The following is a 23,736-nucleotide window of genomic DNA, read 5'->3' on the forward strand; positions in this document are numbered from 1 at the left end:
CGGCGACGACCGTCATGGGCCGCCAGGACCGCCTCGCCGGCATCGCGACGCGGATCGACTGTGGGCTGGGCGACCCGTTCTGCGGAGCCGCACAGGACTACGTCGCCGGCTTCGCCCAGGCACCGGCCGGCGGCTTCCAGCGCGGGGACCACGACCTCGGCTACTGGCGGCGGATGGCCAGCCCGCAGGTGGGGTTCCTCGGCCGGCACCTCTGACGACTTCGGGTCGCCCCGCGGACGTCAGCGCGTCGATGCGCTCGCCGGTCCACCCACGAACGGCAGCACGAGACCCCGGGGACGCCGCCCCTCCCGCCCGGGCGCGAGCGCCCTCACGACGTGCCACAGCGCGACGGCGTCGTGGGTGATCGCGACGTGGTCGGTGAGGTCGGAGCCGCAGACGTCCTGCACCACGACGGCCTCGGCGCGCGGCTCGGCCGTGAGCGAGGCGCGGTAGGGCGTCACGACCTGGTCGAAGCGGGTGACGATGCTCGTGTAGGCGACGTGGGCGTCGTGGGCATCGAGCTCCGGGCGCGCCAGGCCGTCGAGGACGGTCGAGCCGGCCATCTGCTCGCGCCAGGTCGGACGGTGCGCGTCGAGCCAGGCCCGGGCGCCCTCGGTGCGCGGGTGGTCGGCGAGCCCGGCGAGGCCGTGCAGTGTCGTCCCGGCGTACGTCGGGGCGAGGCCGACGAGCCGCCGCACGAGCGGTGAGGTCGCGGCGTGCTCCGGCAGCCGGACGACGGCTCGGGCGAGCACGGCGCCCCAGGAGTGCCCCACCAGGTCGACCCGGTCGGAGCCGGTGCGCTCGGCGACCTCGTCGACGAGGGCGGCGAGCCGTCCCGCGCACGGCAGGGTCGGCTCGTCGCTGGTCCAGGAGAAGGTCACGACCGGCAACCCCAGGTTGGCCAGCAGCGGCGCCGCGGTGAACCAGTCGCGGGCGGCGACCCCGTCGAGGCCGTGCACGAGCACGACCGGCGTCGCGTCGCACGGGCCCAGCTCGGAGGGCGCCACCGCCCCGGGCGGCAGGTCGGCGGTGCGTGCGTGGGCGGCGCCGCGACGGCGGTCGTAGACGACGGGCAGCGGACCCTCGCTCACCGGCGCTCCCCCCTCACGACGACACGACTCCCCCACTGTGGCAAACCGGTGATGGAGCCGTGCCGTCGAGCCGCGCGCAGAGACCACCCCATGCCGTTCACCCCGCGTCCGTACGACGTTCCCTGACCACCCCCGGGTCGGCCACTGAGAGCCCTGACGATTCGAGCGCGTCCGCGGACCTCGCACCCACGACCCGACCGGACGCCGCACCACCGGCACCTCGGTCCCGGGCGACCCGGCCCGGCTCCGAGGCGCTCGGTGCTGCCCGCCACCCACTCGAGAAGGAGATGTCGTGTCCTCACGACGCACCCCAGGACGGTCGTGGCGTCGCACCGCGACCGCCACCCTGGGGCTGGTCATCGCGAGCGCCGCCGCGCTCGCCGTGCCTGCCCCGGCCCCGGCCGCCGTCACGTCGCCGACGATCGCCGTTCCAGCCATCACCGCCAGCGCTCTGCCGAGAGCCGACGTCCTCGACGTCGACGGCAGCGACCCCGCCAAGCCCTACGCCGATCGCGCCGCCGCACGGCCCGCCGTCGTCCGCGGCGCGCCGACGCAGTCGGTCGACCCGACCCTGAAGCGCACGGTGACCACCTACGACGGCGTCGACGACGCGGTCGTCTACTCCCTCACCGACGCCTGGAACCCCGCGTCGAAGCCCAACATCACGACCTCGGTCACCCTCGAGTGCACCTTCCGCTTCAACGGCACCCTGCCCACCACCGCCGAGAAGGACCTCTGCTCGGGCAAGCACAGCGGCGGCTACACGATCCGTGCCAACGGCTCGAACCTCCAGGCGCAGTTCTACGTCGGCGGCGCCTACCGCTACGCCGAGGCGCCGCTGACCGCGGGCACCTGGACCCACGCGGTCGCGACGTACGACGGCAGCGCGGTGAGCCTCTACGTCAACGGCCGCCTCGCCGCGACGACCCCGGTCACCGGCACGGTGACCCCGCCGACGGGCAGCTGGTTCGGCGTCGGGGCCGACACGAGCGCGACCGGCACCGCGGAGTTCCCCGCGCCGGCCTCGATCGCCACCGTGCGCATCTACAGCGGTGCCCTGCCGGCGGACTCCGTGCTCGCGCTCGCGCGCGCCGAGGGCCTCGCCCCGAAGGCGCCGACCCCCGACGTCCTCGACGTCGACTTCCGTGACGGCAAGCCGACCGAGCGGGTCGCGACCATGCCGGCGACCACCCACGGCACGCCGACGTTCGGCACCGACGCCACCGTCACGCCCGGCGTCGCCTCGACCGGCACCATGACCGTCGACGGCGTCGACGACGCGGTGTCGTTCCCGGCGTTCGCGAGCCAGTGGTCGAAGCTCTCGTCCGGCTTCACCTTCGAGTGCGTCGTGCGCATCGACGTCGCCCTGCCGACCGCCAACGAGAAGGACCTCTGCTCCGACAAGGAGGCCGGCGGCGCCAGCCTCTACGTGAACGGCTCCAACCTCGGCTTCTCGGCTCACGTCGGCGGCGGCTACAAGATCGCCTCCGCCCCCGTCGACGGCCAGCGGTGGTACCACGTGCTCGGCACCTGGGACGGCAGCGCCGTCAGGCTCTACGTCAACGGCGCGCTCGTCGCCACGACCGCCGCCACCGGCGCCCTGACGATCCCGCCCAACGCCACCGCCCGCCACTTCGTCATCGGCGGCGACGCCTCCCCCGGCCCCGCCGTCGGTCAGTGGGCCCCGCCCTCGACGTACGCCGCCGCGGGGGTCTTCGCCCGCGCGGTGACCGCCGACGAGGCCCTGCTGCTCGCCCAGGAGTGGGACACGACACCGCCGACCCCGAAGGCCGACGTCCTCGACGTCGACTTCGCCGACGGCACCGCCAAGGACGCCGCCCAGGGGCTCACGCTCACCCGGCTCGGCGACCCGCAGATCGGTGCGGAGGAGGCACTCGGTCGTGACGTCGTCACCCTCGACGGCACCGACGACGCGCTGTCCTACGGCTTCGGTGAGCAGTGGAGCAAGCTGGCGGGCGGGTTCTCGCTCGAGTGCACGTTCCGCTTCAACCGACCGCTGCCCGTCTCGACCGAGAACGCCGTCTGCTCCGACAAGGAGGCCGGCGGCTTCGCCACCGTCGTGACCGGCTCGGGCATCACCTTCATGGCCTACGTCGGCGGCGGCTACCGCTCCGTCGCGGTGCCGGCCAAGAGCGGCCAGTGGTACCACACCCTCGCCACGTGGGACGGCTCCACGGTCAAGGTCTACGTCGACGGTCAGCTCGCCGGCTCGACCGCCGCGACCGGCACCCTCGGCCTGCCGAGCGGCAACGCCAAGACGGCGTTCATGGTGGGCGCCGACACCAACACGAGCGCCGGCGGCCAGTTCTGGTCGGCCAGCACCGTCGCCAACGCACGCATCTACAGCCGGGCGCTGTCGGCCCCCGACGCCCTCGGGCTGAACGTCGCCGCGCTCGGCGAGACCCGCGACGCGAAGGTGCAGCTGCGCTCGACCACCCCGGCGACCGGGGCGAGGATCACGAAGCCCGTGGAGTTCGCCGTCGACGTGGAGCGCCAGGCCAGCGCGACGGGCTGGACCTACCTGCTCGACGGCACGCCGGTGAACCCCGGCCAGCGCATCGGCGCCGGGCTGCGGGCCGGCGCCCACACGCTGGTCGTGACCGCGACCGACGTGTTCGGCAAGGCGCTGCGCTGGGAGGTGCCCTTCACCTCGGCCGACATCCCGTCCGAGGGCGGCACCGACACCGGCCAGGGCAACGGCCGCGTCACGCTGTCGACCATCGCCCGCTCCAACGACGGCGGTGACGTGACCACGACGTTCACCCAGGCCACCACCACCAGCGCCGAGGGCGGCGTCCAGGGCGTCGTGCCGGTGCTGCCCACCAGCCTGACCTTCACCTACGAGCAGGGTGCCCCGATCACCGGCGCGCTGGCCCCCGACGGCACGACCTTCGACAGCGTCTCGACCGGCCGCATCCCCTTCCAGCGCTACGACCTCGCCATCGCGTCGTACGTCGAGGGCCAGGAGATCGTCTGGACCGGTGTCGTCGACCCCGAGCGCGCGGTGACCCTGCGCGCCTGGAACACGACCCTGAAGCGCTGGGACGTGCTCGACACCGCCCGCGGCAGCGCCGAGGGCGACACCACGCTCGCCGGCGCGGTCCGTCCGGCGCTGCTCGACCCGACGTCGGGCACGGGAGTCGTCCACGTGCTCGTCACCGGGGAGGACCCGTTCGCCGACGACCTGTCGCCGCACGACTCCTCGGCACAGGCCGACAAGGACCGCTTCCAGGACCCGGCGGACTACGACTTCTCGCTGGCGCACTTCACCGACACGCAGTACCTCGCCGAGGGCGCCGCGGGCGGCACCTACGACGACTGGGACGGCGTGGCCGAGCCCAGCGACGTGATGACCATCGAGGAGCAGGCGGTCTGGCAGCGGGCCTACCTGGCGGAGACGGAGTGGCTCCGTGACAACGCAGGGTCGCGCAAGATCGCCTACGCCGCCCACACCGGCGACGTCATCGAGAACGACTACTACGACCCGCTCAAGACCGACTCGCAGGGCAAGCTGCTCTACCCGGGGCTCGACGAGCAGGTCGACCGCGAGCTCGCCTTCACCTCGGGCGCGCAGGGCATCCTCGACGGGGCCGGTCTGGTCAACCAGGTCATCGCCGGCAACCACGACAACCAGCTGGGCGTCGAGACCGGGCCCACCAGCCGGTTCAGCCGCACCTTCAGCGCCGACCGCTACTACCAGGCGGCGAAGGGCTGGCCGACGGCGTCGAAGGCGTCGTTCCACGCCTGGGACGAGCAGACCGACGCCAGCGGTGCGGTCACGGTGCCGGGCAAGGACAGCCAGAACAACTACGTGCTGTTCTCGGCCGGTGGCCTCGACTTCGTCGCGGTCGGGCTGTCGTACGGCGTCACGGCCGAGGAGGCCGCCTGGGCCGGCTCGGTGTTCGAGCGCTACCACGACCGCAACGGCATCCTGCTGACCCACGCCTACCTGGCGCCCTCCACGGCGCCCGACGGGCGCGGCGCGGGCTTCTCGACGGACGGCTCCCGGCTGTTCGACCAGGTCGTCAAGGCCAACCCCAACGTCTTCCTGGTCCTCTCGGGCCACGAGCACGGGGTCGGCACCAACCTCAAGAGCGGCATCGGCGCCACGGTCGCGCACGACGTGGTGGAGCTGCTGGCGGACTACCAGTTCTACAAGGTCTCCGCGGGCGAGCTGTTCCCCGGCAAGGCCGACGCGAACGGCAACATCGACCTCGACGGCGACGGTGTCACCGACCGCAAGGCCAGCGACATGCTGCAGTTCGGCGCGAGCTTCATGCGCCTGCTGCAGTTCGACGTGGAGCGCTCCGAGGTCACGATCGACACCTACTCCCCGCTGCTCAAGAACTTCGGCGCGACGGAGTACGACGACCGCAAGCGCTACAACGGCTCGGAGGACAACCTCACGCTGCCGGTCGACCTGTCGTCGCGCACCACGAGCTTCGGCACCGACGGGCTCACGGTCGTCACGCCCGGCACCACGGTGATCGGCACCGCCACGGCCCGCTCGGGCTGGCCCGCGTCGGTGACCTGGTCGGGGCTGCAGAAGGGCGAGGTCTACGCCTGGACGGCGACCAGCCGCAACGCGGCCGGCGAGGAGGTCGGCACCGTCGACCAGTTCGGCGGGGTCTTCGTCGCCACCGCTCGCGGCACCGACACCACGGCTCCGGTCCTCACGGTGCCGCCGTCCACGACGGTGACCCAGGGCGAGGCGTTCGACCCGATGACCGGCGTCAGGGCCGTCGACGACTCCGACGGCGACGTGTCGTCGAGGGTCCAGGTCGTCGGCTCGGTCGACGTGGCCACCCCGGGCAGCTACGCGCTGACCTACCTGGCCGCCGACACCAACGGCAACCAGGTGGCGGCGTCGCGGTCGGTCACGGTGCGGGCCATCCCCGTGCCGGACAAGACCTCCACGAAGGTGACCTCGCGCAACGCCGCGGCGACGTTCGGGGTCAGCACGCTGACGCTGAGCGCCGACGTCTCCCCCGCGACGGCCACGGGCACGGTCACCTTCCTCACCGGCGAGGAGGTCTGGTGCACGGCCCCGGTCGTGCGCGGCGCGGCGAGCTGCTCGCCGCAGACCCTCCCGCCGCCCGGCAGCTACGCGGTGCGCGCGATCTACTCGGGCGACACCACCCACGCCGGGTCCGAGGTGCCGATCGTGGTCAGCATCGCCGAGGCGCCGGCCGCACCCGCGGCCAGCGTGGGTCTCTCGGCGGGCCCGACCGCGCTGGCCTACGGCGAGGCGGCCACCGTCACGGTGAGCGCCTCGGGGGTCCCGGCGGGCAGCGTCGTGACCCTGCGCGACGGCACCCGGACGCTCGCCTCGACGGCCGTCACGGGCGGGGTCGCGACCATCGCCCTGCCGGCCCGGAGCCTGGCTCCGGGGGCGCACGTCCTGACGGCGTCGTACGCCGGGGCGAGCACCACGGTCCCGGTCACGGTGGCCAAGGTCGCCTCGAGCGCCACGGTGAAGGCCAAGCGGCTCACCCGCGGCAAGGTGCGCGTCAAGGTCGCCGTCACGGCAGGCTCCGAGGTCACCGCCTCGGGCACGGTCACGGTGCGGGTCGGCTCGCGCATCCGGACCGTGGCGCTCAACGGCGGCGGAGCCCGGATCGTCCTCCCCGTCGGGGGGAAGCGCCGGGTCACGGTGAGCGCGACGTGGGCCGGTGACGCGTTCGCCACCGGCTCGTCGGCCCGCACCACGCTCACCCTGAGGAAGTAGTCCCCGGTCCCGGGTGTGCCGCGCCCTCCGCGCGGCGCACCCGGGACCACCCACCCGAGAAGGCCTGATCGTGTCCCGCTCCCTCTCCCTGCGCCTCGCGGCGCTGCCGCTGGCAGCCGCCGCTCTGGCGTCGGCGCCCTCCCCCGCCGACGCGCACCCGTTCGGCCCGCCCCAGACCGCCGAGGTCACGACGGCCGGCGACGAGGTGCTGGTCCGCTGGCGCTTCGGCGCCGACGACGACCTCTCGGCCCTGGCCGCCTCGCTCGGCGTCCTGCCCGCCGACCGGGTGCTGCTGGACGGGGTCGTGCTCTACACCGACGGCGACGACGACCTGCTCGCCGGCGACCCCTCCTTCGCGGCGTACGCCGAGACGCACCTGCGCGCGCAGCGCGACGGCGAGCCGTGCGAGGGCGCCACGCGTCCGGCTGAGGACCTCCGCGACGACGGTGTGGTCGTCGCGCTGACCTGCCCGGCCGGCGACGGTCCGGTCACGGTCGCCGTCGACATGCTCACCGATCTGCACCCGGCCTACCGCACCCTCGCGACGGGCCCCGGCGGACAGCGCGCGGTCTACACCGCGGAGACGCCCTCCCACGACTGGTCGCTGACCACCGTCACCGCGGCCGACCCCGGCTCGAGCGCCGCGTCCGGCGCTGCCACCAGCGCGGCCCTCCAGCTCGGCGGGGTGCTCACCGGGTTCGCCGCAGCCGCCGGTCTGGGCACCGTCGCCTGGCGCCGGGTCTCGCGCCGGAAGGTCGCCTGATGGCGCTCGCCGAACAGTTCCAGCACCTCGTCGACACGCCCGGCGTGACGCCGGCGGCGTTCGCGCTCGCCTTCGCGGCCGGTGCCGCCCACGCCGTCGGACCGGGGCACGGCAAGAGCCTCGCGGCGGCGTACCTCGTCGGCTCGCGCGGCCGGGTGCGCGACGCCGTGCTCATGGGTGGCTCGGTCGCGCTCATGCACACGGCCTCGGTGCTGGTGCTCGCGGTGGCGTGGACCTTCCTGTCCCTCTCCGACGTGGTCGGCCTGCACACCCTGACGACCTCGCTGCAGCTCGTCGCGGGCCTGCTCGTCGTCGCGACCGGGGTGTGGCTGCTGCGCCGCTGGGTGCGCGAGTGGAGGTCGGGGCACGGCCACGGCCACGGCCACGGGCACGGGCACGGGCACGGGCACGGGCACGAGCCGTCGTCGAGCAGCCGCCCGAGCATGGTCCTGCTCGGCATCTCGGGCGGGCTGGTGCCCTCGCCGTCGGCGTTCCTGGCCCTGGCGACGGGGTTGTTCCTGGGCCGCTCCGGGTTCGCCCTGCTGCTCGTGGTGACCTTCGGGCTGGGCATGGCTGTCGTGCTCGTGGGAGTCGGGCTGCTGGCCCTCGCCGGCAACAACGCGGTCATCCGGGGCGCGGAGTCTCGGGCGGCGCTGGCGGTGGCGAGCCGGGTCGCGCCGATCCTCGCGGCGTGCGGCATCACCGCGATGGGTGGCGTGATCACCACCCTGGCGCTCACCTCGTGGTGAGGGCGACCAGCCTCTCGCGCACGGCCGCCGGCGGCTCGGTCGAGCGCTGCTCGTCGAGATCGAAGAAGACGAGCACGGCGCGGGCCCGGGCGAGCACGCGGTCACCGTCACGGATGTCGGACTCCAGCGTCATCGACTTCGTGCCGACGTCCGCCACCGACGTGCGGCACTCGTAGGGCGCCTCGCGGAACAGGATCGGGGCGCGGTAGTCGACGTCGACCTGGGCGACGACGAGGTGGAAGTCGCGCTCACCGTCGGTCAGCTCGTGCAGGAAGAGGATGCGCGCTTCCTGGAGGTACTCGAAGTACTTCACGTTGTTGACGTGGCCGTAGACGTCGACGTCGGAGAAGCGCACGTGCACGTCGTACGTCGACGCGACCGGCTCGGCCGGCGAGACGCACCGTCGTGCGGGATGCTCGTCGGGCTCGAGGTGCTGGGTCAGCGCCTCGCGCTCCTCGGCGGTGATCCGACGCGGCCGCTCCTCGGCGAAGACGAACGGCGTCAGCACGGTGCGGGCGCGCAGGTGGACGGTGCGATCGCCGTGCTCGTCGGTCTGGAACAGCTCGTAGGCCATGGTGAACGTCGCAGCGCGGATCTCGGTGACCCAGCACTCGATGGAGACGGGGCGGAAGCCGAAGGTCAGCGGGGCGACGTAGGTGACCTCGTGGCGCACGACCACCAGGCCCTCGACCAGCGCGCCCGGGCCGCGCCCGTGGGCGCGGAGCATGTCGACGCGGGCCTCTTGGAGGTAGTCGACGTAGACGACGTTGTTGACGTGGCGCAGCTGGTCGAGGTCGGCCCACCGCATCGGGCACTCGTAGCGGTGTCGCACGCGCCCGACTCTGTCAGATCGGGCGCGCGCGACGGGCGATCAGTGGGCCAGCGTGAGACGGCGGTAGTAGGCCGGGATGCTCTGATGGCGCGCGAGCCGGACCCGGTGGTGCCGGGTCAGGCTGACGGCGATCGACGCGAGCGCGGTCAGCGAGGCCGCAGCGGCGATGACGACGATGACGATGGAGAGGGCGGTGACGCCGCTGAGGTCGAACAGCACGAGAGGCTCCTTCTTCTACGTTCGTAGAATCTCTACTGATGTAGAAGGTACGCCGCAGGAGCAGACCGGACAAGGCCGCCGGTAGCGTTGCGAGGGTGGTCTCGGACACAGCCCCGAGCGGTCGCCGCCGCGAGCTGCTCGACGCTGCCGTCCACGTCATCGCCACCGAGGGGCTGCGCGGCCTCACCCACCGTGCGGTCGACCGTCGCGCCGGGCTAGCGGAGGGCACCTGCTCGGCGTACCTCCGCAGCCGCCAGGCCCTCCAGGTCGGTCTTGCCGAGCACGTCGGGCGCTCCCTCGCCCACGACGTCGACGTGCTGGCGGCCCGTCTCGAGGAGGCCCGCGCGGGCGACCCGGAGCGCGACGAGCCGCTCGCCGTCGAGCTGACCACCGACCTGCTGGGGCGCTGGCTCGACCGGCCCGAGCTCACCCTCGCCAAGGCCGAGCTCGCGGTCGAGGCCTCCCGCAACCCCGAGGTCGCGGCCGTGCTGATCTCGTGGCGATCGCGCCTCGTCGCGGTCGTCGACCAGCTCGTGAGCCGGGTGGCCCCCGAGGCCGGCGCCGCGCGCGCCGAGGTGCTCGTCGCCGCCCTCGACGGCCTGCTGCTGGCCGCCCTGCAGCGACCGCCGGCCGAGCGCCACCGCTTCCTCGCCGACTCGATGTCGCTGGTGCTCCACGGGCTCACCCAGCCCTGATCGAGCACTGGTCCGGCTCCCGCACACGGCCCGGCCGGGGCGGTTACTGTGCAGTACATGCCCGAAGCCGTGATCGTCTCCGCTGCCCGCTCCCCCATCGGCCGAGCCAACAAGGGCTCGCTCACCGAGTTCCGACCCGACGACCTGACCGCACTCATCGTGCAGGCCGCTCTCGACAAGGTCCCCGAGCTCGACCCGACCACCATCGACGACCACTACCTCGGCTGCGGTCTGCCCGGCGGCGAGTCCGGCAACAACCTCGGCCGCGTCGTCAACGTGCTCCTCGGCCTCGACTCCGTCCCCGGCGCCACCATCACCCGCTACTGCTCCTCCTCGGTGCAGACCACCCGGATGGCCTTCCACGCGATCAAGGCCGGCGAGGGCCACACCTTCATCTCCTCGGGCGTCGAGACCGTCTCGCGCTTCGCCAAGGGCACCAGCGACCACCTCCCCGACACCGTCAACCACCGCTTCGACGACGCCCAGACCCGCACCAAGACGACCGCCGAGGCCGGCAACGCCGCCGGCCCGTGGCACGACCCCCGCGAGGACGGCCTGCTGCCCGACGCCTACATCGCGATGGGCCAGACCGCCGAGAACGTCGCCACCCTGCGCGGGCTCGACCGCGCCGAGCTCGACGAGTTCGGCGTCCGCTCCCAGAACCTCGCCGAGAAGGCCCTCCAGGCCGGCTTCTGGCAGCGCGAGATCACCCCCGTCACCACCCCCGACGGCAGCGTCGTCTCCGCCGACGACGGCCCCCGCGCCGGCGTCACCATCGAGGCCATCTCCCAGCTCAAGCCCGTCTTCCGCCCCGACGGCGTCGTCACCGCCGGCAACTGCTGCGCCCTCAACGACGGCGCCGCCGCCGTGATCGTCATGAGCGACACCCGCGCCGCCGAGCTCGGCCTGACCCCGCTGGCCCGCATCGTCTCCACCGGCGTCTCCGGCCTCTCGCCCGAGATCATGGGCCTCGGCCCCGTCGAGGCCACCAAGAACGCCCTGGCCAACGCCGGCATGTCGATCGGCGACATCGACCTCGTCGAGATCAACGAGGCCTTCGCCGCGCAGGTCGTACCGTCCTACCAGGACCTCGACATCGACCTCGACCGCCTCAACGTCAACGGCGGCGCCATCGCCGTCGGTCACCCGTTCGGCATGACCGGCGCCCGCCTGCAGAACACCATGATCAACAGCCTGGACTTCCACGACAAGCAGACCGGTCTCATCACCATGTGCGTCGGCGGCGGCCAGGGCATGGCGCTCATCCTCGAGCGGATGTCCTGACACTCGTCCAGTCCCGGGGGCAGGCGACAGCGCGAACCTGACCGCCTGCCCCTAGGATTCGCCTGTGCAGCCTGTGCCAGACGAACCCACGCGCTGGCTCGACGTCGATCAGCAGCGCGCGTGGCGTGCCCTCGTCATGGGCACCACCCTGCTCTTCGACCGGCTCGACGACGACCTGCGCCGCGGCTACGACCTGTCGCTGGTCGAGTACGAGATCCTCGTGCGGCTCTCCGAGCGCGAGGGCCAGATGCGGATGGCGGCACTCGCCGACGCCCTCGCCCACAGCCGCAGCCGCGTCACCCACACGGTCACCCGGATGGAGAAGGCCGGGCTCGTGCAGCGCTCGAGCTCGCCCGAGGACGGTCGCGGCATCGTGTGCACGCTGACCGACAAGGGGCTCGACGTGCTCGAGCGGGCCGCGCACGACCACGTCATGGACGTGCGCCGCCACCTCGTCGACCTCGCCGACCCGGCCGACTTCGCCGCCCTCGGCCGGGTGATGGACGCCGTCTCCGACCACCTCATCGCCGACCACCCCGAGATGGAGATCCGCAGGGGGTGAGCCCTGCGGATCCCCGCTCCGGCGGGTGTCAGTCGCGGGTCAGGCGGCGGTGGGTGACGCGGTGCGGGCGGGCCGCCTCGATGCCGAGGCGCTCGATCTTGTTCTCCTCGTACGCCGCGTAGTTGCCCTCGAACCAGAACCACGACGCGGGGTCGTCCTCGTTGCCCTCCCACGCCAGGATGTGGGTGGCGATGCGGTCGAGGAACCACCGGTCGTGCGAGGTGACCACGGCACAGCCCGGGAAGTCGAGCAGCGCGTCCTCGAGCGAGGACAGCGTCTCGACGTCGAGGTCGTTGGTGGGCTCGTCGAGCAGCAGCAGGTTGCCGCCCATCTTGAGGGTCAGCGCCAGGTTGAGGCGGTTGCGCTCACCACCGGAGAGCACGCCGGCCTTCTTCTGCTGGTCGGGGCCCTTGAAGCCGAACGACGCGACGTAGGCGCGCGAGTTCATCTCGAAGTTGGCGACCTTGATGAAGTCGAGCCCGTCGGAGACGACCTCCCAGACGTTCTTGTTCGGGTCGATGCCGCCGCGGCTCTGGTCGACGTACGACAGCTTGACGGTCTGGCCGACCGTGAGCGAGCCCTCGTCGGGCTGCTCGCTGCCGGTGATCATCCGGAACAGGGTGGTCTTGCCGACGCCGTTGGGGCCGATGACGCCGACGATGCCGGCGCGCGGCAGGGAGAACGACAGGTCGTGCATGAGGGTGCGACCCTCGAAGCCCTTGGTCAGACCCTTCGCCTCGAGCACCACGTCACCGAGACGCGGTCCGGCGGGGATGTTGATCTCGGAGGTGTCGATCTTGCGGGCGCGGTCGGCCTCGGCCGCCATCTCCTCGTAGCGCGCGAGGCGCGAGCGGCTCTTGGTCTGACGCGCCTTGGCGTTGGACCGGACCCACTCCAGCTCCTTCTCGAGCATCTTGGCGCGCTTGGCGTCCTTCTGCCCCTCGATCTTGAGCCGTTCCTTCTTGGTCTCGAGGTAGGTCGAGTAGTTGCCCTCGTAGGGGTGGGTCTTGCCGCGGTCGAGCTCGAGGATCCACTCGGCGACGTTGTCGAGGAAGTACCGGTCGTGCGTGATGGCGAGCACGGCGCCGGGGTAGCTCTTGAGGTGGCCCTCGAGCCACTGGACCGACTCGGCGTCGAGGTGGTTGGTGGGCTCGTCGAGCAGCAGCAGACTCGGCTGCTGCAGCAGCAGCTTGCACAGCGCGACGCGGCGGCGCTCACCACCCGAGAGGTTGTCGACGATCGCGTCGGAGGGCGGGCACCGCAGCGCGTCCATCGCCTGCTCCAGACGGCTGTCGACGTCCCAGGCGTTGATGTTGTCGAGCTCGGTCTGCAGGTTGCCCGTCTCCTCCATCAGGGCGTCCTGGTCGGCGTCGGGGTCGCCCATCTCCATGTAGGCGTCCTCGAGGCGCTTCATCTTGCCCTTGATGTCGGAGACGGCCTCCTCGACGTTCTCCAGCACCGTCTTGCCCTCGGTCAGCGGCGGCTCCTGCTGGAGCATGCCGACCGTGGCGTCGGGGTCCTTGACGGTGTCGCCGTTGTTGGCGTGCTCGATCCCCGCCATGATCTTGAGCAGGGTCGACTTGCCGGTGCCGTTGGGTCCGACGACGCCGATCTTGGCGCCGTGCAGGAACGAGAGGGTGACGTTGTCGAGGACGACCTTGTCACCGTGGGCCTTGCGCACGTTGCGCAGGGAGAAGACATATTCCGCCATGGTCATCAACCTACGGCGTGTCCCGGAACCCTCCACAACCGGCGACTCACGGCGCTCTCTCCACAGCCGCGGGCCGTCGTACGACGGGTGAGCGCGAGCACGCGCAGGCTGGTCGGGTCACCTCGAGAAGGAGAGATCCGTGAACGACGTCCACGTCACCGTGCAGGGCAACCTCGGCGGCCCGGTCCGCCACCACGAGACCGCCAACGGGCCGGTCGCGAGCTTCCGGCTGGGCTGCACCCCGTCCTGGTTCGACCGCCGCACCCAGCAGTGGGTCGAGGGCGAGACGCAGTGGTACTCCGTGTCCGCCTGGCGCGCCCTGGCCACCCACTGCAGCGCCTCGCTGTCGGCCGGCGACCCCGTCGTGGTGCACGGCCGGCTCACCATGCGCACCTGGGAGGACGCCGACGGCAAGCCGCACACCGACCTCGAGCTCACCGCCCGCACGGTCGGCCACGACCTCGCCCGCGGCACGTCGGCCTTCACCCGCGCGGTCCGCGCGGAAGCGGAGGCCGCCTGACCCCGGGCGGTGGTTGAGGAGGGACGAAGTCCCGTCTCGAAACCACCCGAGCCGTCAGGTCTACTGCAAGACGGTGTCGAGCCCCGTGCGCACCGTCCGGAACGCGTCGAGCTCGGTCTCGACCGGCGCGACCACCAGCTCCTGGGCGACGCGGTGCACCGCCTCGCGCAGGCGCCGGTCGGCGGTCGCGGCCCGCTTGCGGGCGGTGAGGTCGACCAGCACCCGGCAGAGCAGGGCGAGCACGATGCCGGCGACCACTCCCCCGATCAGCAGGAGGAACGGCAGGTCGACCCCGGCGTACGACGGCACGGCGGCGTCGCCGAGCCCACCGGAGAAGACGAGCGCGAGCGTCCACACGAGACCGGCGACGGCGGTGAGGAGGAGGGCCCACTGCAGGACGCGGACGATGCCGGCCCAGGCGGGGATGCCGGCGACGCCGAGGTCGGTCTGGCCGATCTCGACGTCGAGGCGGTCGCCGAGGTCGTCGACGCGCGAGACCGATGCGCGGCGCAGTGAGTCGGCCCACGGGCGGCTCATCCCGGCCGAGACGTCGTCGGCCAGCGCCCGCACCTCGGTGTCGACCTTGGCGCGCTGGACCGGCGTCGCGGTCGGGATCGAGGAACGGTTGCGGGCGAGGAGCTGCTTGCCCTCGGAGCCGAGGTCGAGGTGGAGGCGGCGCAGCGGGTCGGGGCGCAGGCGCGAGACCCAGGAGACGACCGGCCAGCCGGTGGCCTGGCGGGCCCGCATCCGCGTCGAGCGCTCGATGGCGGAGACGACGGTGGGCACTCCGGCCGAGTCGGCCAGCGCCTCCTCCATCGCCTGCACCCGGCCCGAGGCGAGCGAGCGGGGGCGGCCCCCGCCGCACTCCTCGTCCAGGCGGGTGGCGACGGCGCGGAGGTCGGCGGCGAGCCGGCCGCGGGTGGCGGCCTTGTCGGAGACCCGGCGGGCGATCTCGGCACGGAGCTCGGCGACGCCGTCGCCGTGCCGCGCGCTGGTCGCGATGACCGGCACGTCGGTGAGGCCGTCGGCGTCGAGCAGGCGACGTACGTCCTCGAGCATCGAGGCCCGGCGGTCGGCCGGCACGGTGTCGATGTGGTTGAGCACGACGACCATGACGCCCTGGTGGGAGGCGAGCGGCGCGAGGTAGCGGTCGTGGATCGCGGCGTCGGCGTACTTCTGCGGGTCGAGCACCCACACGAGCAGGTCGGCCAGGCGCACGATGCGGTCGACCTCGAGGTGGTGGGCGACCTCGGTCGAGTCGTGGTCGGGCAGGTCGAGCAGCACGACACCGTCGAGCTCCCGGTCGCGCTGCGAGCGCCGGTCGGGGCGCGAGGAGTCGAGCATCGAGTCGCGGGTGATCTGGTGGCGCGGGGGGATGCCCAGCCACTCGAGCAGCTCACCGGCACCCTCGGCGCCCCACACGCAGGCGGTCGCCCACGACGTGGTGGGGCGACGCACACCGACCGCGGAGAGCTCGAGGCCGGTGAGGGCGTTGAACGTCGAGGACTTGCCCGATCCGGTGGCCCCGGCGATCGCGACGACCGTGTGCTCCGCCGACAGGCGCAGCCGGCCGGCAGCGCGGTCGACGACGCCTTGGGCGTCGTCGACGACCGAGTCGTCGAGACGACCTCGCGATGCCTCGGTCGCGGCCTCGAGCGCCTCGAGTCGGGTGCCGAGGTCGGAGCCGCGCGAGAGGAGCCTCTTGGCCCCCTCGAGCAAGGACGTCATCGTCTCCCTCGGGTCTCGGCGCGTGCTGCGGTCGTCGGCGCTGGATGGTGGGTGCGGCCCACCCTACTTGTCGGCCGACTCGTGAGCCGACTCGTCAGCGGACGAGACCGGCGTACCGCGCGTCCTCCACCCGGCGCGAGGCCCGGCGCAGCTCCTCGGCGGTGTCGGCGTCGAGGCCCAGGCTGTCGAGCAGCGCGACGTAGCGGGCCTCCTCGGCGGCGAACAGCTCGCGCACCCGCACCTCGAGCGCCTTGCGGGCCCGCTCGGCGAGGCTGCGCACGGCCTGGTCGCCGAAGACGGCCTCGAGCAGCTTCTGCCCGATCACCGCCGAGCCGCCGGCGATGCCGACCTCGGCGCCGGTGAGGCCGTAGGAGTAGGAGAAGACGACGACCATCAGCGCCACCGAGAGCCCGTTGACCCCGAAGGCGAGGAACCGCGCGGTCGTGCGCTTGTCCTGGCCCTGGGTGCGCACCATCTCGAGCACGTCGGCCTGCCATTCGCGCACCGAGCGCTCGGCGTCGCGGCGCAGCTGGCGCGAGGCGCGACCGAGCTCGGAGCCGGCGTCGGCGATGAGCGCCACCCCCGACGGCGTCTGGCGCCACGCGGCCTCGGCACGCTCCGCGGCCGCCTCGGCGTGCTCGAGGATCAGCATCTCGAGCCCCGACTCGACCGCGACCGTGACCCGCTCGGCCTGCTGGGGCTTGCCCTTGACGGCACCCACGATGCGGTCGCGCAGCCACCCGACGCGGCTCTCGAGGGTGCGCAGCAGCTCGCCGGTCCCCACGAACTCCTGCCAGCGCGCGAGCACCTCACCGCGCAGCAGGGTGCCGTCCGCCATCGCGGACAGCACGGCCTGCACGCCCTCCTCGTACGCCGCGTCGGCGTCCTCGCGCAGGCGCTGCACGGCCCGCACCTGCTCGGTGGCCGCGTCGGCGAGCGGGTAGGTGCGCCGGGTGAGCGTGCGGACCGCCCCATCGAGGGTCTGGATCACGACGCTCTGCCGCGCGGCCGCGTCGGCGGCCAGCGAGGCCAGCCAGTCGCGGATGTCGGCGACGTGGCCCGCGGGCAGCAGCCCGTCCTCGGAGATCGGCCCCTCGTGCACCACGAAGAGCGGGGAGTCCTTCAGTCCGCGGCTGGCGAGCATCCGGCCGAGGTGGGTGGCGACGGTCTGCACGGCCTCCTCGGGCGTGCGGTCGAGCACGATCGCCACGGCCGTCGACCGCTCGGCGGCGCGGTGCAGGAACTCCCACGGCACCTGGTCGGCGTACCTCGCGGCGGAGGTGACGAACAGCCACAGGTCGCCGGCGGCGAGGAGCTGCGCGGCGAGCTCGCGGTTCTGGTCGACGACCGAGTCGACGTCGGGGGCGTCGAGGATCGCGAGTCCGGCGGGCACCGTGTCGGACTCGACGAGCTGCAACGCCTGGGGGTCGGTGGTCGCGTGGTCGACGCGCTCGAGGTCGGGCAGCAGCCGCTCGGCGCCGAACCACTCGCGGTCGTCGGGGTGGTGCACCAGCACCGGCGAGCGGGTCGTGGGCCGCAGCAGGCCCGGCTGCGTCACCCGGTGACCCACGAGGGAGTTGACGAGGGTCGACTTGCCGGCGCCCGTCGAGCCGCCGACGACCGTGAGCAGCGGGGCCTCGAGCGTCGTCACGCGCGGGATGACGTAGTCCTCGAGCTGGTCGACCATCTCGCGCAGCTCGGTGCGGTGGGCGGCGGCGCCCGGCAGCTCGAGCGGCAGCTGCACGGCCTGCAGGGCGTGGTGCAGGCGCACCAGGGCCGTCAGCATCACGGTGCCGTACGACGCGGGCGTGGGGCTGCCGAGGACCGGGGCCGAGCCGGGGGCGGCGGTGCCGGTCGTGTCGCTGGGGTCGTCGCTCATCGCGTCGGCACCACCTGTCCGGGGAAGGCGATGCCGGGTCGGATCGCGTCGATGCGGCGCAGGAACTCCTGGCCGCGAGCGGCGAAGTCGGCCGGGGCCGTGCCGCGCAGGTAGCGGTGGTGCAGGAAGCCGAGCTCGATCGCGGCCTGCTGGTAGTCGCGCATCGACTCCTCGGCGGGCTTGCCGCCGAGCTGGCGGGCGTAGGAGCGCGCGGCGCGGCGCGCCCGCAGGTCGACGACCCAGCCGATGTCGGTCGCCGGGAACAGCCCGCGCTGGGCGGCGTCGCCGAGCGCGGCGGTGAGCATGGACCGCTCGCGTGAGCGCGACCAGACCCCGAGCCAGATCAGCCCGGCGAACGCCGGCAGCATGATGAGCACGTAGGCGCCGACGAACCCCTCGAAGCCGAAGATGGTCGAGGCGTTCCAGGTCGCGTGGGCGAGCACGGCCAGGACGTAGCCGCCCAGCGGCGCCACCCACCGCAGCACCGGACGGCGGGTGCTCACGGCGATGCCGATCCCGATGCCGGTGAACGCCGTGAAGAGCGGGTGCGCGAACGGGCTGAACAGGCAGCGCACCACGAAGGTGCCGGTGACGCCGGCGAGCCCGCCGGGCGCGGTGCCGTCCGTGCCGTCGTAGGCGGCGCCGAGGTAGAGGATGTTCTCGGTGAAGGCGAAGCCGATCCCGACCATGCCGGCGTAGACGATGCCGTCGAGGATGCCGTCGAGCTCGGCGCGGCGCCACCACAGCAGCAGGAGCAGGAACAGTCCCTTGCTCGCCTCCTCCGTGATCGGCGCGAGGACCGCGAGGCTGACCTCGTCGGTGACGCCGACGAAGATGCCGCCGACGCCCTGCACGACGAGCGCCCCGAAGGTCGCGACGAAGGCGCCCCACAGCAGGCCCGCGAGCAGCAGGCGGCGGGGTTCGGGCTCGTAGCGGTCGAGCCAGAGGTAGCACAGGACGAGGGGCACGACAGGCAGAGCCGCCAGGACGGTCGCGAGCACCGCGATGCCGGGTGCGCTGGACAGCGCGATGATGAGCAGCATCGGGATGGCGCCGAGGCACACCAGCACCGCCACGACGACCGTGAAGGCCACGCTGTCGCGGCGCGCTGCGCGGGGGAAGGCGGCCATGTGGGGAGTCTATGAGGGCGCGCCTGCGCGCGGGGCGTGCGGCGTACGCTGCTGCCGTGAGCGAGCAGACGACGAACGCCGACCACAGCAGTGCCGACACCCAGCCCACCACCGGGCCCACCACCAGGCCCACCACCGGGACCGACACCGAGCTCCACACCGAGTCGCACGATCCCGCCGTCCCGGAGGCCTACGCCGCCTTCATGCGGACCGGGTGGGGCGAGCGCTCCCTCGACGTGACGCGGCTCCCGGTCGCCGACGAGGCCGCGGCCCGGCGCGAGCGGCTCGCGGCGGCGTTCCCGGGTGAGCGGCTGGTGCTGCCCGCCGGCGGCTTCAAGGTGCGCTCCAACGACACCGACTACCGCTTCCGCCCCGACACCGCCCACACCTACTTCACCGGCAACCAGACCAGCGACGCGGTGCTGGTGATCGAGGACGGCGAGGCCGTGCTCTACGCCCGCCCGAGCTCGGGGCGCGACAGCGACGAGTTCTTCCGCGACCGGCAGTACGGCGAGCTGTGGGTCGGGCGTCGTCCCTCCCTCGAGGAGCTGTCGACCGCGCTCGGCATCGAGTGCCGCCACCTCGACCGGCTGCAGGACCGCCTCGGCGCCAAGGGCGGCTCGGGCAAGACCCGCGTGCTGCGCGGTCTCTCGGCCTCCGTCGACCGGATGGTCCCCGGCGACACGGTCCTCGACGGCGACCTCGCCCGCGTCGTCGGCGAGATGCGCTTGGTCAAGAGCGCCTGGGAGATCGCCGAGCTGCAGGCGGCGTGCGACGCGACCACGCTCGGCTTCGAGGACTCCGTGCGCGAGTGGAGCCAGGTCCAGGAGTACGGCGAGCGCTGGATCGAGGGCACCTTCTTCCGCCGCGCCCGCGCGATGGGCAACGACATCGGCTACGACTCGATCGTCGGCGGCGGGTCGCACGCGACGACGCTGCACTGGATCGAGAACACCGGCCCGATCACCCCGGGCACCCTGGTCCTGCTCGACATGGGCGTCGAGGGCCGCAACCTCTACACCGCCGACGTCACCCGTACGCTGCCGGTCGACGGCACCTTCACCCCGCTGCAGCGCGACCTCTACGACCTCGTCCACAACGCCCAGCAGGCCGGCATCGACGCCCTGCACCCGGGCGGTCCCTTCCTCGCCGGTCACGACGCCGCGATGTCGGTGATCGCGCACGGCCTCGCCGACCTCGACCTGCTGCCCGTGCCGGTCGAGCAGGCGCTCGACCCCGACAACAAGACCTACGCCCGCTGGACGCTGCACGGCGTCAGCCACATGCTCGGCCTCGACGTGCACGACTGCGCCGGCACCTCTCCCGACGTCTACCCCAAGGGCGACCTCGCCGAGGGCATGGTGCTCACGGTCGAGCCGGGTCTGTACTTCCAGGACAACGACGAGCTGGTCCCCGCCGAGCTGCGCGGCATCGGCATCCGGATCGAGGACGACATCCTCGTCACCGCCGACGGCACCCGGAACCTCTCCGCCGCCCTCCCCCGCACCTCCGCCGACGTCGAGGCCTGGATGGGTCGCCACCTGCCCTGAGCCGGGCCTTCGCCGGTCCGTCCTCCGACAGTCGAGGTCTGCAGTCACTCAGAGGGTCACGAGCCGGGACTGTCGGGGCGTGATGCTCCACCCTCGTCGTCTGTGCAGGATCGCAGTCACCTGGCGACACCGAACCTGCACTGATCGCCAGCGGGCCCGGTCTCCACCGACAGTCGAGGTCTGCAGTCACCCAGAGGGTCAGAAGTCGGGACTGTCGGGTGAGGGAGATCGACAGTCGAACATCCGGCTCAGGGGGCGTACGGCGAGGTGAAGGGCGTGGTGCGGGCGACGGCGAGGGCGCGCCTCATGTCGAAGGGGTCGGCCTGCATGCGCAGCCAGGGGCGACCGATCCAGAGGTAGCCGTCGACGTACGCCGCAGCGCTGGCGGCGTCGGTGGCCGAGAGGCCCCAGGCCGGGTTGGCGACGTCGGCGGTGGGCGGGATGCCGAGGGTGACGCAGGCGGTCTGGCCCGGGGCGCGGCAGGTGTCGGCGTTGTCGAAGTGACCCTTGCCGCGGTATTCGTAGCCGTTGAACGGCGCACCGTTGGCGGCGGTGTTGACGACGAAGTGCTTGCCGGGCAGCCCGGCGGCGGCCAGCGCCTGCACCACCGAGGCTCCGTAGGCGACCTCGGCGGAGGTCGAGGCGTAGTGCGTGGAGTTGAGCGCGAAGCCACGCGCCACGTCGATGCCCGCGGGCAGCAGGATCTGCAGCGCCTTCGCCGGGTCGTTGCGCAGCCAGTCGGAGGCCCCGGCGTCGATGTAGACCGACGTGTTCGGCAGCGCCGCGAACACCCGCGCGGCGTACCCGACCAGGCTGGAGGGCAGCGTCGAGCCACCGGGGGCGCAGAGCGCGAAGGGGCCGTCGGGCTGCAGGACGAGCGCGACGTGCGCGGACCCGACACCGGCGGCGAACCGGTCGATCCAGGTCTTGTAGGTGCGCTGCTCCTTCGCGGTCGGGAGCCGCTTGCACGCCTCGTCCTCCCAGGGCTTGAGCGCGAAGACGGTCAGCTGCACGAGCGTCTCCGGGTCGCCCGCCTGCGCGTTGCGGACGTGGTCGGCGACCTTGGCCTGGATCTGGCTCTTCGGGATCCACATGCCGTACCACTTGGCCTTGGGCGCCAGCGCGATCCGCGCGAGCAGCGCCTTCTTCTTGCCTCGGGCGCGGACGAAGGGGTCCCACGCCTGGTCGCCCGAGCCCTGGTAGACGCCCCACCGGCGCCCGGCGAGCGGGTTCTCCCCGTCCGGCGTCCGTCGTACGACGTCCGACCGGTCGGTCCCGGCGCCACGGGCGTCACGGGCCGGCTCGACGGCGACGGCGGCACCCGCCAGCAGCGAGGCCAGCACGACGACGAGGGCGAGTCCCAGCCGCCGCGCTCGAGCCCACCTGTTCATCACGTCCACGACAGGCAGGTCACCACGCGTCAAGGCGACGCGCCGCGGAACGACGCAGATTCATCCGTTCGGTCACCGGGTCGGGACCGTCCCGACCCGTGCGCCAGAATGGGAGGACCCAAGCCTCCGTAGCTCAGCTGGACAGAGCAGCGGCCTTCTAATCCGCCGGTCGCAGGTTCGAATCCTGCCGGGGGCGCCCGTTCCGCCTCAGGCGGGCTGCCACAGCTCGATGCGCCGCCCCTCGGGGTCGACGACCCAGCCGAACCGGCCGACTCCCTCGAGGTCCTCGATGCCGTCGACGACCTCGGCGCCGGCGGCGCGCAGCTGCGCGAGCATCGCGTCGAGGTCGCGCACGCGCAGGTTGAGCATCGTCTGCTGGTCGCGCCGGCCGAGGTGGTCGGTGTCGGCGTCGAACGCCGCGAAGACGGTGGGGCCCGCCTGCGCACGCCACTGCCCGTGCTCGTCGAGGTCGAGCCCCAGGACGTCGCGGTACCACGCCGTGAGCGCCGCGGGGTCCCGCGAGCGCACGAACCAGCCACCGACACCCAGCACGCGTTCCACAGCAGTCAGCCTGGCACGGGTAGCCGGGAGGCGCCGTCGGGTACCCGTCTGGCACGCTCCCGACGCGGTCGGGTCCGACGCAGAAGGCAGGAAGCCGTGACCGTCTCCCCCCTCGTGTGGATCGTGACGATCGTCGTGATCCTCGCGCTGCTGGCCTTCGACTACTTCTTCCACGTCCGCAAGGCCCACATCCCGACGCTGCGGGAGTCGGCGATCTGGTCGGCGGCGTACGTCGGTGTCGCGGTGCTGTTCGGCCTCGGCGTGCTGGTCTTCGGCGGCGGGGGCCCGGGCGGAGAGTACTTCGCCGGCTACATCACCGAGAAGGCGCTCTCGGTCGACAACCTCTTCGTCTTCCTCATCATCATGCAGAGCTTCCGGGTGCCGCGGGAGGACCAGCAGAAGGTGCTGCTGTTCGGCATCGCCTTCGCGCTCGTGGCGCGCACCGGCTTCATCTTCCTGGGCGCCGCGCTCATCAACCAGTTCGCCTGGATCTTCTACCTCTTCGGCGTGATCCTGATCCTCACCGCCGGCAACATGCTCAAGTCCGACGACGAGGACGACGAGGCCGACAACATCGCCGTGCGCGCGGCCAAGAAGCTCGTGCACACGACCGACCACTACGACGGCGACAAGCTGTTCACCGAGGTCGACGGCAAGCGGGCGATGACGCCGATGCTGCTGGTGATGATCGCGATCGGCGCGACCGACATCCTGTTCGCGCTCGACTCGATCCCCGCGATCTTCGGGCTGACCCAGGACACCTTCCTGGTCTTCACCGCGGTGGCGTTCTCGCTGCTGGGTCTGCGCCAGCTGTTCTTCCTGATCGAGGGCCTGCTCGACCGGCTCATCTACCTCTCCTACGGCCTGGCCGCGATCCTCGCCTTCATCGGCGTGAAGCTGATCCTCCACGCGCTGCACGAGAACAACCTGCCGTTCATCAACGACGGCGAGCACGTGCCGGTGATCGAGGTCAGCACCGCCGTCTCGCTCTCGGTGATCATCGGCGTCCTGGTCGTCACCGTGGCCGCGTCGCTGCTGAGCCCCGCCGGCCGGGCGCAGAACGCCATCAACGGCGCCCGGCGCCACGCCACGTCGTACCTCGACGCGGAGTACACGAAGGACGCCGACGAGCGCGAGCGGATCTTCGCCAAGCTGCTCGAGGAGCGCGACCAGATCATCGCCCTCGGCCCGAAGTACCGCGCCAAGGTGCGTCGCGAGGAGGAGCTCATGGCGCTTCTCGAGCGGGCTCGCGACAGCCACGAGCAGGCGGTCGAGCGCGGCGAGGCCCAGCCGGCCGGGCCGTCGAAGATCCTGGACTGACC

The 23,736-nt window shown here is 72.6% G+C and carries 19 protein-coding genes and 1 tRNA gene; 11 read left to right on the top strand and 9 right to left on the bottom strand.

Annotated features, from left to right (window positions below; all coding sequences use genetic code 11):
* The first annotated feature begins 14 nt into the window (after positions 1-14).
* Positions 15-215: a hypothetical protein gene (locus GRQ65_RS22365; protein ID WP_237447514.1), complete on the top strand. Its 201-nt coding sequence runs from the start codon at positions 15-17 to the stop codon at positions 213-215.
* 24 nt (positions 216-239) lie between these two features.
* Here the strand turns inward: GRQ65_RS22365 and GRQ65_RS01650 are convergent, their stop codons facing one another.
* Positions 240-1,091, bottom strand: a complete 852-nt coding sequence (locus GRQ65_RS01650) for an alpha/beta fold hydrolase (RefSeq protein WP_160874480.1) — start codon at positions 1,089-1,091, stop codon at positions 240-242.
* Between the two features lie 292 nt (positions 1,092-1,383).
* Here GRQ65_RS01650 and GRQ65_RS01655 point away from each other — a divergent pair, with 292 nt between their 5' ends.
* From GRQ65_RS01655 to GRQ65_RS01665, 3 genes are all read left to right on the top strand, one after another.
* On the top strand, positions 1,384-6,840 hold the full coding sequence (locus GRQ65_RS01655) for a LamG-like jellyroll fold domain-containing protein (RefSeq protein ID WP_160874482.1): 5,457 nt from the start codon (positions 1,384-1,386) through the stop codon (positions 6,838-6,840).
* Between the two features lie 70 nt (positions 6,841-6,910).
* The gene (locus tag GRQ65_RS01660) at positions 6,911-7,603 is read left to right on the top strand and encodes a hypothetical protein (RefSeq protein WP_160874484.1); all 693 of its coding nucleotides are present in this window, start codon (positions 6,911-6,913) and stop codon (positions 7,601-7,603) included.
* Entirely contained in the window at positions 7,603-8,352 is a 750-nt protein-coding gene (locus tag GRQ65_RS01665; protein WP_160874486.1) for a HoxN/HupN/NixA family nickel/cobalt transporter, read from the top strand. Before GRQ65_RS01660 ends, GRQ65_RS01665 begins: the two co-directional genes overlap by 1 nt.
* Here GRQ65_RS01665 and GRQ65_RS01670 read toward each other — a convergent pair.
* Complete coding sequence (locus tag GRQ65_RS01670) at positions 8,339-9,184, bottom strand: acyl-CoA thioesterase (protein WP_337191421.1); 846 nt, start codon at positions 9,182-9,184, stop codon at positions 8,339-8,341. The genes GRQ65_RS01665 and GRQ65_RS01670 overlap by 14 nt on opposite strands.
* Positions 9,185-9,223: 39 nt before the next feature.
* A complete protein-coding gene (locus GRQ65_RS01675; RefSeq protein WP_160874488.1) occupies positions 9,224-9,403 on the bottom strand; it encodes a hypothetical protein in 180 nt (59 codons plus the stop codon).
* Positions 9,404-9,498: 95 nt separating this feature from the next.
* Between GRQ65_RS01675 and GRQ65_RS23680 the strand changes: the two genes are divergently transcribed.
* The 3 genes from GRQ65_RS23680 to GRQ65_RS01690 all read left to right on the top strand — a co-directional run bounded on the left by GRQ65_RS23680 (position 9,499) and on the right by GRQ65_RS01690 (position 11,944).
* On the top strand, positions 9,499-10,098 hold the full coding sequence (locus GRQ65_RS23680) for a TetR/AcrR family transcriptional regulator (RefSeq protein WP_160874490.1): 600 nt from the start codon (positions 9,499-9,501) through the stop codon (positions 10,096-10,098).
* A 57-nt stretch (positions 10,099-10,155) separates the two neighbouring features.
* A complete protein-coding gene (locus GRQ65_RS01685) occupies positions 10,156-11,382 on the top strand; it encodes an acetyl-CoA C-acetyltransferase (protein WP_160874492.1) in 1,227 nt (408 codons plus the stop codon).
* Between the two features lie 64 nt (positions 11,383-11,446).
* Positions 11,447-11,944, top strand: coding sequence for a MarR family winged helix-turn-helix transcriptional regulator (locus GRQ65_RS01690; RefSeq protein WP_337191422.1), 498 nt, complete (start codon positions 11,447-11,449; stop codon positions 11,942-11,944).
* A gap of 28 nt (positions 11,945-11,972) precedes the next feature.
* Here GRQ65_RS01690 and ettA read toward each other — a convergent pair whose 3' ends face one another.
* A complete protein-coding gene (ettA, locus tag GRQ65_RS01695) occupies positions 11,973-13,655 on the bottom strand; it encodes an energy-dependent translational throttle protein EttA (RefSeq protein ID WP_160874494.1) in 1,683 nt (560 codons plus the stop codon).
* 139 nt (positions 13,656-13,794) lie between these two features.
* Here ettA and GRQ65_RS01700 point away from each other — a divergent pair, with 139 nt between their 5' ends.
* Complete coding sequence (locus GRQ65_RS01700) at positions 13,795-14,175, top strand: single-stranded DNA-binding protein (RefSeq protein WP_160874496.1); 381 nt, start codon at positions 13,795-13,797, stop codon at positions 14,173-14,175.
* Between the two features lie 60 nt (positions 14,176-14,235).
* Here the strand turns inward: GRQ65_RS01700 and GRQ65_RS01705 are convergent, their stop codons facing one another.
* The 3 genes from GRQ65_RS01705 to GRQ65_RS01715 all read right to left on the bottom strand — a co-directional run bounded on the left by GRQ65_RS01705 (position 14,236) and on the right by GRQ65_RS01715 (position 18,912).
* Positions 14,236-15,903, bottom strand: coding sequence for a GTPase (locus GRQ65_RS01705; RefSeq protein ID WP_160874498.1), 1,668 nt, complete (start codon positions 15,901-15,903; stop codon positions 14,236-14,238).
* A gap of 94 nt (positions 15,904-15,997) precedes the next feature.
* Positions 15,998-17,782, bottom strand: a complete 1,785-nt coding sequence (locus tag GRQ65_RS01710; RefSeq protein WP_237447516.1) for a dynamin family protein — start codon at positions 17,780-17,782, stop codon at positions 15,998-16,000.
* A complete protein-coding gene (locus tag GRQ65_RS01715; protein WP_160874500.1) occupies positions 17,779-18,912 on the bottom strand; it encodes a PrsW family intramembrane metalloprotease in 1,134 nt (377 codons plus the stop codon). Before GRQ65_RS01715 ends, GRQ65_RS01710 begins: the two co-directional genes overlap by 4 nt.
* A gap of 56 nt (positions 18,913-18,968) precedes the next feature.
* Between GRQ65_RS01715 and GRQ65_RS01720 the strand changes: the two genes are divergently transcribed.
* Positions 18,969-20,462 carry an aminopeptidase P family protein gene (locus GRQ65_RS01720; RefSeq protein ID WP_337191423.1) on the top strand — a complete coding sequence of 498 codons (1,494 nt, stop codon included), beginning with the start codon at positions 18,969-18,971 and terminating at the stop codon, positions 20,460-20,462.
* Positions 20,463-20,710: 248 nt separating this feature from the next.
* Here the strand turns inward: GRQ65_RS01720 and GRQ65_RS01725 are convergent, their stop codons facing one another.
* The gene (locus GRQ65_RS01725) at positions 20,711-21,853 is read right to left on the bottom strand and encodes a glycoside hydrolase family 6 protein (protein WP_160874504.1); all 1,143 of its coding nucleotides are present in this window, start codon (positions 21,851-21,853) and stop codon (positions 20,711-20,713) included.
* 122 nt (positions 21,854-21,975) lie between these two features.
* Between GRQ65_RS01725 and GRQ65_RS01730 the strand changes: the two genes are divergently transcribed.
* Positions 21,976-22,049, top strand: a tRNA-Arg gene (locus tag GRQ65_RS01730).
* An 11-nt stretch (positions 22,050-22,060) separates the two neighbouring features.
* Here GRQ65_RS01730 and GRQ65_RS01735 read toward each other — a convergent pair.
* Positions 22,061-22,414 (bottom strand): VOC family protein, encoded by a 354-nt coding sequence (locus GRQ65_RS01735; RefSeq protein ID WP_160874506.1) that lies wholly within the window; start codon positions 22,412-22,414, stop codon positions 22,061-22,063.
* 96 nt (positions 22,415-22,510) lie between these two features.
* On the opposite strand from GRQ65_RS01735, the gene GRQ65_RS01740 reads away from it, so the two are divergent.
* Positions 22,511-23,734, top strand: a complete 1,224-nt coding sequence (locus GRQ65_RS01740) for a TerC/Alx family metal homeostasis membrane protein (protein WP_160874508.1) — start codon at positions 22,511-22,513, stop codon at positions 23,732-23,734.
* The last annotated feature ends 2 nt before the right edge of the window (positions 23,735-23,736 follow it).

The organism is Nocardioides flavescens (assembly GCF_009823805.1).
Lineage (GTDB): Bacteria > Actinomycetota > Actinomycetes > Propionibacteriales > Nocardioidaceae > Nocardioides > Nocardioides flavescens.